This is a genomic window from Paenibacillus sp. G34, from assembly GCF_056856875.1.
Genome location: NZ_CM166469.1, coordinates 2,681,609 through 2,695,438, shown reverse-complemented (window position 1 = coordinate 2,695,438; position 13,830 = coordinate 2,681,609). Strand labels below are relative to the sequence as shown.

The window sequence follows — 13,830 nt, the reverse complement described above, 5'->3', positions numbered from 1 at the left end:
ACATGTCCCATCAATGAATTACAATCGCTTTCATGCATTTGTCATAACAAAAAGCATCCTCCTCCGCTGTTCGAGCGGAAAGAATGCTTTTTTGTAATTATTTGTGTAATCTCTTTTTAAGGAATGTACTGCTGTACAATTTTAATCACTTTGCCATCTTGAATCGTGAGATGGTAAGGGAACACAGACATATCCATAATTCGTTTATCCCCGTAAAGTGACTCAAACTTGGACAAACTTATCGGCTCATTCCACTGGATCTCTGCACCTTGAACCGTTCCATCCCGATCATACAGCTGCATAAGAACGTTGGCGTCAGCTTTGACTTCAACCTGCTCATGCTCTTTATTATCATTAACAATATAGTAACCGTCAGGTGCTTCGTCTATACCCGCATCCGGATTACGTTGTTTGAATATTGTATTGGCTTCCTCGCCCTGATACCAGCCGATTTTATCTACAGTCAGCATTAATTTGCCGTCTTCCACACGCATTCCGTCAATATATGCTGTGTATACTTCGGAATTGGCCAACTGAGCCTTATTAGCAGAAGGTGACTGAACATTGGTACGCTCCTCCGCATTCGCAGGGGTAAGCAAATATGTAGTCAGCACGATGATGCCAAGTAAAGCCACTGCTGCACCAATGATCTGAAATCTCCATTTTTTCGCCGCGTTCTTCATGCCCATCTCTCCTTATTTCACTATATCTTTACACAGCACACTCCGTTAACATGTGAAAGAATAGTTCAACTTATTTAATCAACCTTAAACGATGCTCTTCCAATTATTAAACGAAAGTTTTGCTTCTCAAACGGACAAGTCATACATTTACGGTTCGTTTACGTTGTAATCATCATACGACATACCACTTTCTGAAAAGTATCAGCCAGATTAAAAATAGTTACAATTCACGTCATCACTCCTAGGCTTGTCCAGCACATGACATAGAGAAACCCCAAATCAGCTGCATTCGGGGTTTCTGCTGCATCTATATTAATCTATGCTTGTACAGGCTGTTTATGCCTAAACTCTTTTAATGACTCGTTCTGGTGTCTTGCGCCAAACGAACCAGCATGTGAGCAAGCATATGACGCTCTTCTTCTTTACCTACATTCCAAAGTTCCTGCAGGAGTTTCTCTTCCCGGTTACGAGGTTCTTCGTTTGCCGCCAGATGATCCGCGACTTTTTGTGCAATCTTGGCCATCTGCTCTTCACTTAAACCGATGGATTCACCCATAGCAATCCGTTTGGCGAGGTATTCTTTGAATGCATCAAAATTTTGTAAAATCTGATCTCTTTCCTCCGGTGCAATCTTTTCGATTGCGTTGTCTACCTGATCTGTGGATACCTGTCCGTCTTTATGGATCACATGATTTTGTTCATTCATACTTATTACCTCCTTCAGTTTAATTGAATGTATCTTATTCTTTGGCTTATGTTGAGCCTGTAATAAGCTTCACAAGCAAGGGTCATATATAATATAAACGTTCTGCTCAAGTTTAATCATACGTTTCAAAAATGGTAGTTGGGTTAATCGTTTTACATATACATGTCGGTGTATGGTTATGTTAGTAAACATCGACGACTACGGATTTGAAGGAGGAAATATCATGAATAACAAGCCTAAACATGATAAAACGAACGACGAACTTAAACCAGGCGTGAATACCGTAATTGAACCGGACAAAAGAAATCCGGGTCCAACGGATATGATTGAAGGTGTCGTTGGAGATATTGTAGATAACATTCGTAAAGATTTTACCCATAAAAAACATGATCCATCCTCGGATAACAATACAGCGGATAAACCAAGTAAATAAACATTCACACCCAAATGATCTCGGGAGCAATCTCTATATTCTAACTTCTAACTCCAGTCTTTATAAGGTGTGCTTGAAAACGTTGAGAGAAGCCAATCAAGACGTAGTCTAGCTATTTTGAAAAGAATCGCAACAAAAACAAGTCTTCCTTTGTGCCGATTTGGCGTAGGAAGACTTGTTTTGTTATTTTTTTTTTAAACCTTGCCACTTAACCTTTAACCAGCGTCTGCAACGCTTTATGAATCCAGATCGCCGCTATAGCACCTTCACCCATCGCAACGGTGGCCTGCTCGGCATGAAGACCAAGATCCCCGGCAATCCACACCTGAGGTGCCGCCTGCATGCTGCGAGGATTAGCCTCCACATGTTTATTATCCGCGATGACAGCCCCCAGCTGTTCAGCCAGCTCATAGTGCACCCGGTTACCACCAAACGCGATAAATCCACGATCCGATTCGAAAATCTGCCCATCCTCTGTTAATACGCCTGTAATATGACCGTCTTCCATCTGCTGTACTTCCTGTACCGCTGCTTCGAGATAACGGACTCCTGCTTGCTTCATTTGGCGATGAAGCTCTGCGGAGATCGCAGTCTGTTCATGATTAATATATAAGAGATCGTCCGTACGTTCGATTAAAGTCATCGCCATATTAGCCCCGGCTTCACCAGCGCCCAACAGAATGGTACGTTTCCCCTGAATTTCATACCCATCACAATCAGGGCATACATACACAGTTCTGCCAAGTGTAGGTTTCAGACCCGGAATGTCCGGTATTCGATCCGACAAGCCGGTTGCCAGAAGCACGGTTTTGGTCTCATAAACGGTTCCAGAGGAGCCCTTAAGCCTGATCTTTTCTTCATGCACACGCATGGCTTCTATAATTCGATCTTTTTCAAAAAAAACACCCGTTTGCTCAGCCTGCATCCTGCCAAGTGCTCGCAGCTCTTTACCGGACACCCCATCTGGGTAACCGAGGATGTTATGATACGTTCGGCACAGCGTTGACCTGCCCTCTCCAGCATCCACAACCAGTACTCGATGCGACAAATATCGTCCTAGCTGGATGGCTGCCTGAAGCCCTGCGATCCCTCCGCCCACAATGATGCAATCAAACTCTCGCATGTGTATTCTCCTCCTGTATGTCCAATAACTTCTCTTTTTCGCGTGGTATACTTACAGGACAATACCTGTCCTTCTATACATTAAACCGCACAAAGAGGCTTAAACGGCCTGACTTATTCCATAGCTTAAACCAAAAATAAAAGACCCAAACCTTCGTTTTCATTAAACGACAGGTTTAGGTCTTCAAGTGTTTAGAACCGATACGATTCGAAGCGCATGGCATTGGTAATGGCATCCCACACATCCGCAGTTTCTCCGCCCATATACCAGTAGGCCAGCCCTGCAATGTTTTGTTGACCGCTCATCAGCACTTTGGCTGACAAAGAGCGACTTTCTTCCGCCCAAATCTCTCTTGCCACAGAACTCGACATATAGTTGATAATATACTGATTCAAACGTGAATCCCAGTGTCTTAGAGATCCTGATGCCGCTGCCCGAACCCCTTGTTCTCCCAGCGTAATGTCCCTTGAAGCACCTACTGGATTCACGGTGGACCAATCCCGCGTATATAACGGAAGCGCGAGAATCGTCTTGGCACCCTCTACCTCGGACAGCATCTTGGCCAGCGCTCTTTCCACCCACGGAAGCGAAGCTACAGAACCTGGCTTGGGATCGCCATTCCAATGCTCCTCATAACTCATGAGCACCATGTAGTCTGAGATCGCCCCCAACTTAACGTAGTCAAAGGCTGCCGTCCAATCCGAACCCAAATTGGGAGATACGTCTACGGATACGACAGCACCTAGAGCGTGCAGAGATCGAGTTAACGAAGTCACAAACGCAGTAAAGCCTTCGCGATCGACAGAGTCTACATTTTCAAAATCCACATTAATACCGCCAAGTTTATATTTTTTCACATAAGCACTTACTTGACTGACAACCACTTTCCGGTTCGCCGAGCTGGACAACATCTGATGTGTCATCTCTTTATTGGAACGGTTACCCAGCATCGGCCATAGCGCTCTGCCCGTAGCAGATGCCCAAGAGAGCAATGTGGCATTGGCGTGATCCGAAACGTTCATATCTTGGTTCAGGAAAAACCAACGCGGAACGACCGTGTTCACAGGCGACTGCTCGACTTGTCTTATAAATTCTGCTGTCGATGAATTGTACTGCCATCCAAGTTGAATCCCATGATCCTGCTTCCGCTGAATTTGCGTGGCCCATGTGTAGTTTTGCAAGATCGAATCCAGCATCACCGCAGCCTCTTCCCGTGTAACTTGGTCAGCTGGCCGGAACATGCCGTTGCTTCCGCGCATCAATCCAAGCTGATGTGCCTTCTGTACATACGGACGAGCCCAGCTTGAGATGTCCGTTGCGTCCCAGTATGTATTAGATGTAAGATCGTTGGCCACAGGACGCTGTTTGAGCATACGAACGAGCAGCGCAGCTGCCTCTTCCCGTGTGATGGATGCATTCGGTTGAAACTGACTCTGACCCTTGCCCTCAAGAATGGATAGATTAGTCATCGCGGCCACATTACCGTAATACCAGGCACTTGTAGAAAGATCCGCAAATGGTTTAATGTTGTTTGAAACGGGCTTTAGTCCGAGCAAGCGCACCGCAAACGATGCAAATTCAGCTCGTGTGACCGCTTTTTTCGGTTCAAACGTGTGCTCCGTTGTTCCTGCCACAATCCCTTTCTGTACCAATCGCGTAATGGCTTCTCTTGCATAGCTTGTACTTGTATCCTGAAAGGTAGGTTGCTGACTCCCCGCTGCGTGCACAGTGCTTCCGCTGCCAGCCACTGAACCGATTAAAATGGCACCGCATAACACCATCTTCCATATGGGATGAAAAACTTGTATAGCTCTATTATCATTTACTATTTTCACAATAAAAGGCCTCACTTCAATGGATTACGATCTTCATTATCGTATCAAATTGAAGCGAGGCCGTATGTGGTTAAATATTGGTAATGTTAGTAATTACTTGTGTACTTTGACACACTCTTCCTTACTTGTGTACTTTAACGCGTTCTTCGATCGGTTGGAACTCTTTCTCGCCTGGGGTTGCGGTTGGTTTACCAAACGGCATCTGAGCGATCAGTCTCCAGTGCTCTGGAATATTCCATTCTTGCTTCACTTTTTCATCAATTAGTGGATTGTAGTGTTGCAAGGATGCTCCCAGTCCTTCTTGCTCCAGTGCAGTCCAGATAACCAGTTGCAACATACCGTTCGATTGGTTAGACCAGATCGGGAAGTTGTCTGCGTACGCAGCAAAGTTTTGTTGAAGCTGTGCTACAACATTATTGTCCTCGAAAAAAAGAACGGTACCGTAGCCGCTACGGAAACCTGCCATTTTCTCCGCTGTGGATTGGAAAGCTTCTTCGTTACCCACAACTTCACGCAAAATCTCTTCCGTGTGATTCCATAGTTTATCATGCTGTTCACCAAGCAATACAACTGCTCGTGATGTCTGTGAGTTAAATGCTGTTGGGGTATACTTTACCGCTTCTTCGACGATTTCCTGAATTTTCGCATCCGAAATTGTGGATTCCTTGCTGATTCCATAATAAGATCTTCTGTTCTTCAACGCATCAAAAAAAGTAGACATTCATATACGCCTCCTAAGTCATTTGTTTGTTCATTGCTAACAAGGTAACTATAATATAGTAACATACATTAGTCAATAAACTATTTTATTTTCACAAATTTTCATCTCTCTTGCGATAGTCTGCCCGGTACTTCTCTTCTGTAGACGAATTACTTTTGGTTTGATCCTTATTTTTCTCTTCCTTTGCTTCCATATTCAGATCTTGCATCGGAATCGGGTCCACGGTTTGTTCTTGCTCATACTGATCCAGCATGCTTTCGTGTCCTGTTTCATATTGCTCCGGATGATCATGCATCTGATCTTGTTTTTCATTTTTCTGTTGCTGATCCGGTGTTTGCTTTTCCATACCTGTTCGCCTCCTGTAATAACAATCCTCGTTATTTAAGATGCTTATGGTTAGTATGACAGTTGTTGTCTCGATCATTGGTGTCTGTCTTACCTTTCTTTACCTGTTCCACTGAAAGTCTAAACATCTGTCGTTGCGTGAAGGGTCCTGAATCCTGATCGCTATTATTTGTTTGTTCTAAACTAAAACGAAAAAAGCCGACCATATAAATCCGCTGGTCGACTTCAGGATGACATCCTCTTATTCTAGGTTAAAACTACTAAGCGATAAGCTTCGTTCAACTTCTTTCTCGGCCTCAGAGTTACCGATGCAACTGACTTCGATACAGATCCGGCGAGCAGCCCACACTTTGTTTAAAAATACGGCTGAAATGAGACAGACGCTTAAAGCCGGACAATCGACTGGCCTCCGTCACACTCATCTCGGGCTGAAACTGAAACAGCAGTTTTGCCTGATTAATACGTCTGTCATATAGATACTTAAATACGGTCAGACCCGTCATCTCTTTGAACATACCTGCCAAATACGGTTTGGACAGATGTAACTCCTGAGCAAGATCGTCCAGACTGATGTCATGCATATAATGAGTATCTACATAGCGGATGATATGCTGGACATGTCTTTCTTTTTCCGATGAAGAGCGCTGTTCCTGTACATGCCCCTGACAGATCTCTGCCACACAATATAACAGATCACATACCCGGATATTCATACGCTCCTGCCTGAATCTGGACGAGTGAGAGGATAACTGATGCAGATCATAGAGCAATCCTTCAAACTCGGTGCGGATCTCACCCGTGAGATTGACCCGGCAATTACCCAGTTCATCGAACGGCTTCAGCACTTCATGGATACGCTCCGGGTGCAAACTTTCGCGAATGGCAGAAGGATCAAAATGAAGCGTAGTCCGAACATAAGGTTTGCCGACTTGGGGATGCGGCCGGTGCAGTGTCAGCCCATGCATTAACACCAGATCCCCCGGTTCCAGTTTGTACACACGATCCCCGATAATATAGGTGCATTCCCCATCATGAAAATAATATATTTCATAGTGCGGATGCGAATGGAATCCGTCCGAATTGCCTGGGTCAAACTGACTCGTAGCTCTGTAGGTATACGCCAGTGGAGCATTAAACTGCATCATGCTAGGCACGTCATTACCTCCTGTACAAAAAGAAAGCGGGATTCCACTTTATACTTGGTTGCCTCTCCGATGCTGAGCTGAATTTATAACAGCTCTCGGATACTCGCTTTAATCTCATCCATGGAATCAACTGGCTCAAAGCGCCGAACGACTTGACCTTCTGCATCAATCAGGAATTTCGTGAAATTCCATTTGATTGCATCGCCGTGCAGCCACTCTGGTGCTTTGTCTGCCACCATCAGCTTGAGCAGTTTCGCCTGAATGTCGTTCTCATCAAAGCCCGCAAACGGACCTGACTTTTTCAAAAAGTCGTACAGCGGATGCGCTGCCTCTCCATTCACATCCATCTTCGCAAACATCGGGAATTTCACCCCGTAGTTGATCTGACAGAAAGACTCTGCCTCTGCACTGCTACCCGGCTCCTGCTCCGCAAACTGATTGCATGGGAAGCCAATAACTTGCAAACCCTGATCCTTGTACTCATCATACAACTTCTGAATATCGTCGAATTGATGGGTATATTTGCACTTGCTTGCAGTGTTCACAATCAGTACGGGCTTTCCTTCATATTGAAAAAGCGGAAAACGCTCTCCACTCGTTCTGGTCACAGTGAAATCATAGATCGTTGGCATAAGTCGAAGTGCACCTCGCAATAGTATGTAGTTAAATGTTTTGTAGAGTCACTTTCAATTATATACGAAGTGAGGCCTCACGAATACTAGGATTGCAAAGCCACATAAACATCGATCTCATTATCGACACTTTCCGGCTGGTAACGTTTGTCCCAGATTTCGAAATCATAACACTCAGGTAAGTGTCCAGCATCATCTAACCACTGTCTATAGATGTAGTCATATGTATCACCTATGTCGGATTCTGGTCCTCTGTGCGTACATGTAACGTATGAGCGAGCTGGCACATGATGAATAATCATTTCAGGCGCCGCACCCTCCGGCTCGTTTACTTCATAGCACAATACATGTGTGAATGGATGCACTTTGGCATTAAAGTCCTCATGGGACGGATAAAATTGCATCAAGAGAACCTGATCATTTTTCCGATGCTTGATCTCGTCTTTGTTCTTTATTAACTTATCATAAAGATTCTGTCGTAATCCTGCCTCAAACTCTTCCACCGTAGCTTCAATGCGATAACCTGCAACGTAAAATGCATCCAATGTAACGATCTTCGTTTCCATCTTCTTCTCCCCCAATGAACCAATAGAATACAAACCGTATTAACGTTGCATTTGCCCGAAAAAGATACGACAAAACTATGTCCACTCTTGCCAATGTTGCTCCAGAAAAATCACTTCTCTCTCATAGTGAGCCAGATGACCTTCTTCAACCATCTTCACAAAGGCTATGTCTCCTGCTGCGGCACGATCCTCTAATGTTTTGCACATAAAGCGAATACGTGACACGACCCAATGTTTCAGATCATGTGGAACATCTAACCCGTAAGCTTTCATAAACATCTCAATGCGTTTCTTTCGAACATTTGCGTGCGTTTCTCTATCGTATGAAGCAACTGATTTTCCTTGGCCTTCAAGTTTAGGCGAAAAATTCGCTAGGGGTACGCAAGTGTATAAAGTGTAGGCGATATCCCACAGCCGTGGCCCAGGGCAAGCCATATCAAAATCAATAATCCCCTGCGGCAAACCATGCCTGAAAACGATATTGTATAAAGCAAAATCGTTATGGCAGACGACTTCGGCTTTCTCTGAATTTGTATTTACTGATTCATGTGAGCGTTCATCTCTACCTATACCTGGATAAAGGTTATCAGGCTGTTCCACCGTGGTGAAATTTACGGTTGCATCGTGATAGGCTTTTAATAAATGGGCAACGGCAATCAGAGATTCGTCTGACCACATATAACTTTCGATCTCCGGATAATCATTACCAGGGACATCTCCGTCAAGGTAAGAGAGTATTTCCCTGCCCTTCTCATCCATGCCCAGATACTTCGGCGCCTGATGGAAGCCCTCTTTTTCCAGATGCAACAGCAGCTCATGTACATAACGATTCGAGTTGCTTCCCCGGCGAACCGTATCTCCAACGCGCACAACGTCATTCACGTTACCACCTGTCAACTTCTCCTCCGGTAGTTCAGTCAACTTGAATCCTCCTCTATTGATAATTCTCTGGCCGCTCGTATTGATATTTATTTTTGTTTTTATGTTTGTACGTTCCCGGGAAACCGGCAACCAGCAATACAAATCCAACAAAAAACATGAAATATACGAGTAGTCCTGTGGGTACATCTACCTTCTGCGTAACTTCTCGCAAACCTTGCTCCGATCCGCTTCCCGACTCAACCAATGCTGCTGATAATCGGATAGACATTCGTTCAAGTGTGGATATGAACACACTCGCAACCATTAACACGACACCCAGAATCTTGTTCATCTGATTCAAAATATAACCCCCTTCTTATTCAAAACAAATCTCACTGTACACTCCGGTCAAAAAGGTCTTTAGCGTTTGAGCCAGTGCATAGTGGTTGGGCAGGTCTTTAGCAATGACACCTCCGATATTACCTGCCTCGCCATGGGTTAGGCAGGTTAGTTGAAGCTCATTCGAATTCCCATATATGAATGAGACCAAGTATTCCAGAGGCTGTTCTTGATATAATCGAATTTTGGTACCTGCCCAGATCGGCTCCTGATCCTGAATCTCATCCATTGGAATCCATACCTCTGTTGTCAAAACAACGACCTCCTCAATAGACCTCACTTCCATTGTAATCCATGTTCTTCCATTAAGGAACTTTCTATAACACTTTTAACGAGCCATGTAGCAGCTTTTCATCCCGGAGTTTTCACATATCCTTCTACGAATGAAGCTATACCTAGTTTCATGAGGTCGTGTTTCTCTGTATATCAAATAGCACCGTCATTTCTGACGGCGCCTGGTATACTCTTTTACTACTCCCGAGTTGTCTTACGTAGCTAAAATGTGATGCAACTGCATATGACTTTCGAGAAATTCAGAACGTTCGACATGGTACAGATCATATATTAATTGCTTTGCATTAATGGCTTGCGTGACCTCTGGGTAAAGATCGTTGGAATATTTAACGTAAGGTAGTTTTGCTACCGCTTTGCGGGAGCGAACATTTTGCTTGCGAATTTTCATAAAAACCGTCTGAATATCGTGTTCAAGAAACAATTCCGTCAAAAAAGCGGACTTCGCTCGCTGGCTATATCCAAGCCCGAAGTACGGTGCACCGATCCAAGTCGCCAGAAATCCAGTCTGGTTGACAATGTGATACAAATCAATGGTGCCGATTGCCGTTCCAATCTCATTCAAAATCGTACGCGTTATGGCCGTTCCCTGTTCTTCTTCAGCGATTAACTGCCTCGTCAAAAACATAAATTCCTCTTGCGACTGACATGCATAACGAACATAAGGGGAAACTGCGGGATCCATCATCAAGCTGTGCAGAGATTGACATTCATGCAGCTCACGCTTCTTCAACATTCTGTCTACCACCCAATCCTTCAAGTTCGCTAGATCAAAGCAAAATTAAGTATAACCATGATTGTGTGGCATTTAATGAATTCTGCTTACGGCTTGTGTAAAAATTCATCAATAAATACGAGTGAACCGGCACCCATTTTTTCGGAAAAAACACACTAAAACGGCATGTTCCTGGTTATAAGAAACATACCGCTCGATTCTTGCTTCTGACAATATCAATTATTGCATGCCTTGCATGATCGCATTAATGATATTTTGTTGTGTTACCGTATTGTTAAACCGGTTGAACAGCGCGAATCCATGCTGGCCGTTGAACCCGTTATCCCAATAAACCGGAACCATTTTATATTTTTTCGCCTTGGCAGTCACGGCTTTGGCATAAACCGCTCGATAGGTACTATTGCTGGAATCATAAGAAGATTTGTCAATGGAACCGAACTCACCCATAACGACTGGATAACCTTGAGTCACAAATTTATCGTACATGGACTTGAACTGAGATTCCAAGTAATCCTCTTGCCCCCATGTCGATCTTTTGGAAGGATTCGTCGAGGTAGCTCCCCATTGCGTAATGTTTCCGTTCTCTTCACCAGCAAAATCCCATGGCGAGTAATAGTGTGCTGAGATCATGATTCGCTTCTGAGAGCTTGGAATGGCGGAAGATCTGAAATTATCACTTGGAACGACAAAACCGTAATTACCCACAGTATAGTCAATGTTTGTGTTCCAGCCTGGTACGAGCAACCATCTTGCATTGTTGTTGCCACCAGTTTTGCGAACGGTATCGACGAAGATCTGATTATAAGCGTTCAAGTTACCATAATATGACGTATTCGGATTGTTGTAATTACCGTCGAATACCTCATTCATCGATTCAAAAATAAGACGTTCATTATAATTGCTGAACTTGTTGGCAACTTGTTGCCACACCTTTTGGTACTTTTCACGAATGACGTTCTGATTGCCACTGTTCACATGTAACCAGGAGCCCGGAATCGAGTGGAACCCGTCACCATGCATATTGATGACTACATATAAACCTTCGTTATACGCATAGTCCACCACTTGCTGTATACGATTAAGCCAAGATGCATTCACTGTATAATTGGGAGCGCTTCCAATATAGTTCAGATAAGAAACCGGAATACGAATTGTTTTAAAACCTGCCGCTTTTACCTTTTTGATCAGCTCAGGTGTGATCGTTGGATTGCCCCATGACGTTTCATTCGGCGTACCGTTCACGGTAGCTTCCAACTGATTACCCAGATTCCAGCCTGCCCCCATCTCTGCAGTAATCTGCGCGGCAGTTAATGATCTCATGTCAGCAGCCGACGCTTTGGAGCCCCATCCCGCAAACGCCGCTGTGGCCATGAAAAGCAGTGCCAAACTGGCTATGCCAAATTTTTTAAACGTTTTCGTCATAACGATACCTCCGCTTATTTTATTTTTGAACAAGCAGTGCAGTTATTCTAGTGATTCATCTGGCTGGTTAAAGAAAGAGATTGATTGATTACATTGATTAGATTGAAGAAATAAGAAAATATATTCCTCCCTTCTCTATGAACAGATTATGCGAAAAAACGGTCCGCACCAACATAATAACACAAATATGGTAAATAAAGTTCATTTTCTTGTCCATTTTGACAGGTTATTACACTTTCTAATCCAAATTGAAATGTTCAATCAGCCAAGCCATGAATTTCCCCTTCTCTTCAAACTGAGGATAATGCGCGGATTCATGAAATATAACCAGTTCTTTCTCTGGTGCTTTTAACGTTTCCAAGTAAACCTTGGCCGCATTAAGGGTCGTCATATAATCATATTGCCCCATTAGGAAATAAGTCGGAACTTGGATCTCGTCCGTAATCTCAGGCAATGGGTGATCCAATGATTCTCGCACAAGCCGATCTTGCAATTGGAGAACCCCGGTATAAAATCGAATGACATCCAATCCATTGTACTCGGGATTTATCAGAAATCCTTTAACATAATCAGCGTTCTCGTTAATGAGTCTGGCTGAACCGCCATACTTTTGCACAAACGTTCGAGGAGTCAGTCCTTTCCCTTGCTGTACAGAATCACGCAATAACTCCAAGTGTTTCACATCCGCTTTGTTTCCTGACGCGTTTGCCTGTTTTATCGTATAATCCAGCGTCTCCATTTCACTCTGAATGGTGTCGGCCACCTGTCCAATTCCAATATAAGCTCTAAACTGTTCTGGAGCTTTTGCAACTGCCTTGATGCCGATATACGTCCCAAAAGAATGCCCGACCAGGATCACCTGCTCTTGATGCAGTTCCTCAGTAACATACGTTGTCAGAGCGATTAAATCATCTGCAAGTACATCGGTTGTCAGCTTCGAATAATCCTCTGCAAAATGGAACGACTTTCCGCTACCGCGCTGATCATAATGAACAATTGTAAAATGCCGCTCGAGCTCACGCTGATATTTTCTTACATAAGGAATCTCTGAGTACCCAGGCCCACCATGAACAAATAACAATACCGGATTGGCTCGATCCGCTCCCCTGATCATCACTTCGTGCCCTTCACCGTTAATGACGACTTGCTCTAGACGGTTTATACTGTTCTCCCCTTCGATACTCGGTGTCCATGTAGGAAAAACGAGAAAAAGTACTATAATCGCTATGATGGTGAAAATGGTGTATTTACAAACTTTAACTACCTTTTTCCGCATACGTCCTCCTTTACTTTAACGGATAAATCCAATGAACAGCCTCTTTCTGTAACTCATCCTGAAATATGTAATTGTGATCCGCACCGACAATGCAGAGAATTCTTTTACCTGCGTGATCCTTCATCGCATTTTTCGCTCGCTGTATCATAATTTGGTTACGAACCTGCCAGCGCATATTTTCCGACTTGGGGCTAACCTTACTTAACCATTCATATTTCATTCTAGTAACTTGATCGAATTCAATCGAATTAAACGGAATGTTCCCATACGAGCTGGTTTCCATTTGCTTTATAAACCAGGCATCATCCTGCTGCTCTAGTTTTTTACGTTCTTCAGCTCCATACCCGATAAATGGATCAAAGTCATGCCACACATCGAGTTCAAACCAATCAATAGGAACAAAAGTAATGCGATGTTCTTCGCATAACGGAAAAATCAGTTCCCAATATTCACTGGCTGGTTCTCCCCAGTACCCCTTGTCCTGAGGATCATTCAAGTACTTCTGCCAGCTCAGCGGATGCACTTCACCACAAATCACATCTGGTTTGAATTCGTTAATGATCCGCTCGTATAGAGACAGCGAACAGTTGTAACGCTCCCTAAGTTCTGCATTGTGAATGGTCCCTAACAAACCAACGGTAGTCATTCGTCAATCT

General features: G+C 43.9%; 17 protein-coding genes. 1 reads left to right on the top strand and 16 read right to left on the bottom strand.

Features of this window, described 5'->3' with window-relative positions; all coding sequences use genetic code 11:
• Positions 1 to 116 precede the first annotated feature (116 nt).
• Together AC1VYS_RS12465 and AC1VYS_RS12460 are read right to left on the bottom strand one after the other, a co-directional pair.
• Positions 117 to 683 carry a hypothetical protein gene (locus AC1VYS_RS12465; protein WP_482914496.1) on the bottom strand — a complete coding sequence of 189 codons (567 nt, stop codon included), beginning with the start codon at positions 681 to 683 and terminating at the stop codon, positions 117 to 119.
• 352 nt (positions 684 to 1,035) lie between these two features.
• The gene (locus AC1VYS_RS12460) at positions 1,036 to 1,389 is read right to left on the bottom strand and encodes a DUF3243 family protein (RefSeq protein WP_482914495.1); all 354 of its coding nucleotides are present in this window, start codon (positions 1,387 to 1,389) and stop codon (positions 1,036 to 1,038) included.
• 223 nt (positions 1,390 to 1,612) lie between these two features.
• Between AC1VYS_RS12460 and AC1VYS_RS12455 the strand changes: the two genes are divergently transcribed.
• On the top strand, positions 1,613 to 1,822 hold the full coding sequence (locus AC1VYS_RS12455) for a hypothetical protein (RefSeq protein ID WP_482914494.1): 210 nt from the start codon (positions 1,613 to 1,615) through the stop codon (positions 1,820 to 1,822).
• 208 nt (positions 1,823 to 2,030) lie between these two features.
• Here AC1VYS_RS12455 and AC1VYS_RS12450 read toward each other — a convergent pair whose 3' ends face one another.
• The 14 genes from AC1VYS_RS12450 to AC1VYS_RS12385 all read right to left on the bottom strand — a co-directional run bounded on the left by AC1VYS_RS12450 (position 2,031) and on the right by AC1VYS_RS12385 (position 13,820).
• A complete protein-coding gene (locus AC1VYS_RS12450; protein ID WP_482914493.1) occupies positions 2,031 to 2,945 on the bottom strand; it encodes an NAD(P)/FAD-dependent oxidoreductase in 915 nt (304 codons plus the stop codon).
• Positions 2,946 to 3,136: 191 nt separating this feature from the next.
• A complete protein-coding gene (locus AC1VYS_RS12445; protein WP_482934517.1) occupies positions 3,137 to 4,726 on the bottom strand; it encodes an S-layer homology domain-containing protein in 1,590 nt (529 codons plus the stop codon).
• Positions 4,727 to 4,901: 175 nt separating this feature from the next.
• On the bottom strand, positions 4,902 to 5,501 hold the full coding sequence (locus AC1VYS_RS12440) for a nitroreductase family protein (RefSeq protein WP_090920855.1): 600 nt from the start codon (positions 5,499 to 5,501) through the stop codon (positions 4,902 to 4,904).
• Between the two features lie 91 nt (positions 5,502 to 5,592).
• Positions 5,593 to 5,847 carry a hypothetical protein gene (locus AC1VYS_RS12435; protein ID WP_482914491.1) on the bottom strand — a complete coding sequence of 85 codons (255 nt, stop codon included), beginning with the start codon at positions 5,845 to 5,847 and terminating at the stop codon, positions 5,593 to 5,595.
• A 301-nt stretch (positions 5,848 to 6,148) separates the two neighbouring features.
• Entirely contained in the window at positions 6,149 to 6,991 is an 843-nt protein-coding gene (locus tag AC1VYS_RS12430; protein WP_482914975.1) for an AraC family transcriptional regulator, read from the bottom strand.
• Positions 6,992 to 7,074: 83 nt separating this feature from the next.
• Complete coding sequence (locus AC1VYS_RS12425; RefSeq protein ID WP_482914490.1) at positions 7,075 to 7,623, bottom strand: glutathione peroxidase; 549 nt, start codon at positions 7,621 to 7,623, stop codon at positions 7,075 to 7,077.
• Positions 7,624 to 7,709: 86 nt separating this feature from the next.
• Positions 7,710 to 8,189 carry a GyrI-like domain-containing protein gene (locus AC1VYS_RS12420; RefSeq protein WP_482914489.1) on the bottom strand — a complete coding sequence of 160 codons (480 nt, stop codon included), beginning with the start codon at positions 8,187 to 8,189 and terminating at the stop codon, positions 7,710 to 7,712.
• A 75-nt stretch (positions 8,190 to 8,264) separates the two neighbouring features.
• Positions 8,265 to 9,110 carry a phosphotransferase gene (locus tag AC1VYS_RS12415; RefSeq protein ID WP_482914488.1) on the bottom strand — a complete coding sequence of 282 codons (846 nt, stop codon included), beginning with the start codon at positions 9,108 to 9,110 and terminating at the stop codon, positions 8,265 to 8,267.
• Positions 9,111 to 9,123: 13 nt separating this feature from the next.
• Positions 9,124 to 9,411: a hypothetical protein gene (locus AC1VYS_RS12410; RefSeq protein WP_482914487.1), complete on the bottom strand. Its 288-nt coding sequence runs from the start codon at positions 9,409 to 9,411 to the stop codon at positions 9,124 to 9,126.
• A gap of 15 nt (positions 9,412 to 9,426) precedes the next feature.
• Positions 9,427 to 9,702 (bottom strand): hypothetical protein, encoded by a 276-nt coding sequence (locus AC1VYS_RS12405; protein ID WP_482914486.1) that lies wholly within the window; start codon positions 9,700 to 9,702, stop codon positions 9,427 to 9,429.
• 234 nt (positions 9,703 to 9,936) lie between these two features.
• Complete coding sequence (locus tag AC1VYS_RS12400) at positions 9,937 to 10,476, bottom strand: GNAT family N-acetyltransferase (protein WP_482914485.1); 540 nt, start codon at positions 10,474 to 10,476, stop codon at positions 9,937 to 9,939.
• A 219-nt stretch (positions 10,477 to 10,695) separates the two neighbouring features.
• A complete protein-coding gene (locus AC1VYS_RS12395; RefSeq protein WP_482914484.1) occupies positions 10,696 to 11,898 on the bottom strand; it encodes a glycoside hydrolase family 5 protein in 1,203 nt (400 codons plus the stop codon).
• Positions 11,899 to 12,136: 238 nt separating this feature from the next.
• Positions 12,137 to 13,174 (bottom strand): alpha/beta fold hydrolase, encoded by a 1,038-nt coding sequence (locus AC1VYS_RS12390; protein WP_482914483.1) that lies wholly within the window; start codon positions 13,172 to 13,174, stop codon positions 12,137 to 12,139.
• A 10-nt stretch (positions 13,175 to 13,184) separates the two neighbouring features.
• Positions 13,185 to 13,820, bottom strand: a complete 636-nt coding sequence (locus AC1VYS_RS12385; protein WP_482914482.1) for a hypothetical protein — start codon at positions 13,818 to 13,820, stop codon at positions 13,185 to 13,187.
• Positions 13,821 to 13,830 lie beyond the last annotated feature (10 nt).

Bases quoted from the DNA above. Each gene is read 5' to 3' on its own strand.
- AC1VYS_RS12435 (WP_482914491.1), bottom strand. From the start codon at position 5,847: ATGGAAAAGCAAACACCGGATCAGCAACAGAAAAATGAAAAACAAGAT.
- AC1VYS_RS12465 (WP_482914496.1), bottom strand. From the start codon at position 683: ATGAAGAACGCGGCGAAAAAATGGAGATTTCAGATCATTGGTGCAGCA.
- AC1VYS_RS12455 (WP_482914494.1), top strand. From the start codon at position 1,613: ATGAATAACAAGCCTAAACATGATAAAACGAACGACGAACTTAAACCA.
- AC1VYS_RS12385 (WP_482914482.1), bottom strand. From the start codon at position 13,820: ATGACTACCGTTGGTTTGTTAGGGACCATTCACAATGCAGAACTTAGG.
- AC1VYS_RS12460 (WP_482914495.1), bottom strand. From the start codon at position 1,389: ATGAATGAACAAAATCATGTGATCCATAAAGACGGACAGGTATCCACA.
- AC1VYS_RS12395 (WP_482914484.1), bottom strand. From the start codon at position 11,898: ATGACGAAAACGTTTAAAAAATTTGGCATAGCCAGTTTGGCACTGCTT.
- AC1VYS_RS12425 (WP_482914490.1), bottom strand. From the start codon at position 7,623: ATGCCAACGATCTATGATTTCACTGTGACCAGAACGAGTGGAGAGCGT.
- AC1VYS_RS12445 (WP_482934517.1), bottom strand. From the start codon at position 4,726: ATGGTGTTATGCGGTGCCATTTTAATCGGTTCAGTGGCTGGCAGCGGA.
- AC1VYS_RS12450 (WP_482914493.1), bottom strand. From the start codon at position 2,945: ATGCGAGAGTTTGATTGCATCATTGTGGGCGGAGGGATCGCAGGGCTT.
- AC1VYS_RS12440 (WP_090920855.1), bottom strand. From the start codon at position 5,501: ATGTCTACTTTTTTTGATGCGTTGAAGAACAGAAGATCTTATTATGGA.
- AC1VYS_RS12390 (WP_482914483.1), bottom strand. From the start codon at position 13,174: ATGCGGAAAAAGGTAGTTAAAGTTTGTAAATACACCATTTTCACCATC.
- AC1VYS_RS12430 (WP_482914975.1), bottom strand. From the start codon at position 6,991: ATGATGCAGTTTAATGCTCCACTGGCGTATACCTACAGAGCTACGAGT.
- AC1VYS_RS12420 (WP_482914489.1), bottom strand. From the start codon at position 8,189: ATGGAAACGAAGATCGTTACATTGGATGCATTTTACGTTGCAGGTTAT.
- AC1VYS_RS12400 (WP_482914485.1), bottom strand. From the start codon at position 10,476: ATGTTGAAGAAGCGTGAGCTGCATGAATGTCAATCTCTGCACAGCTTG.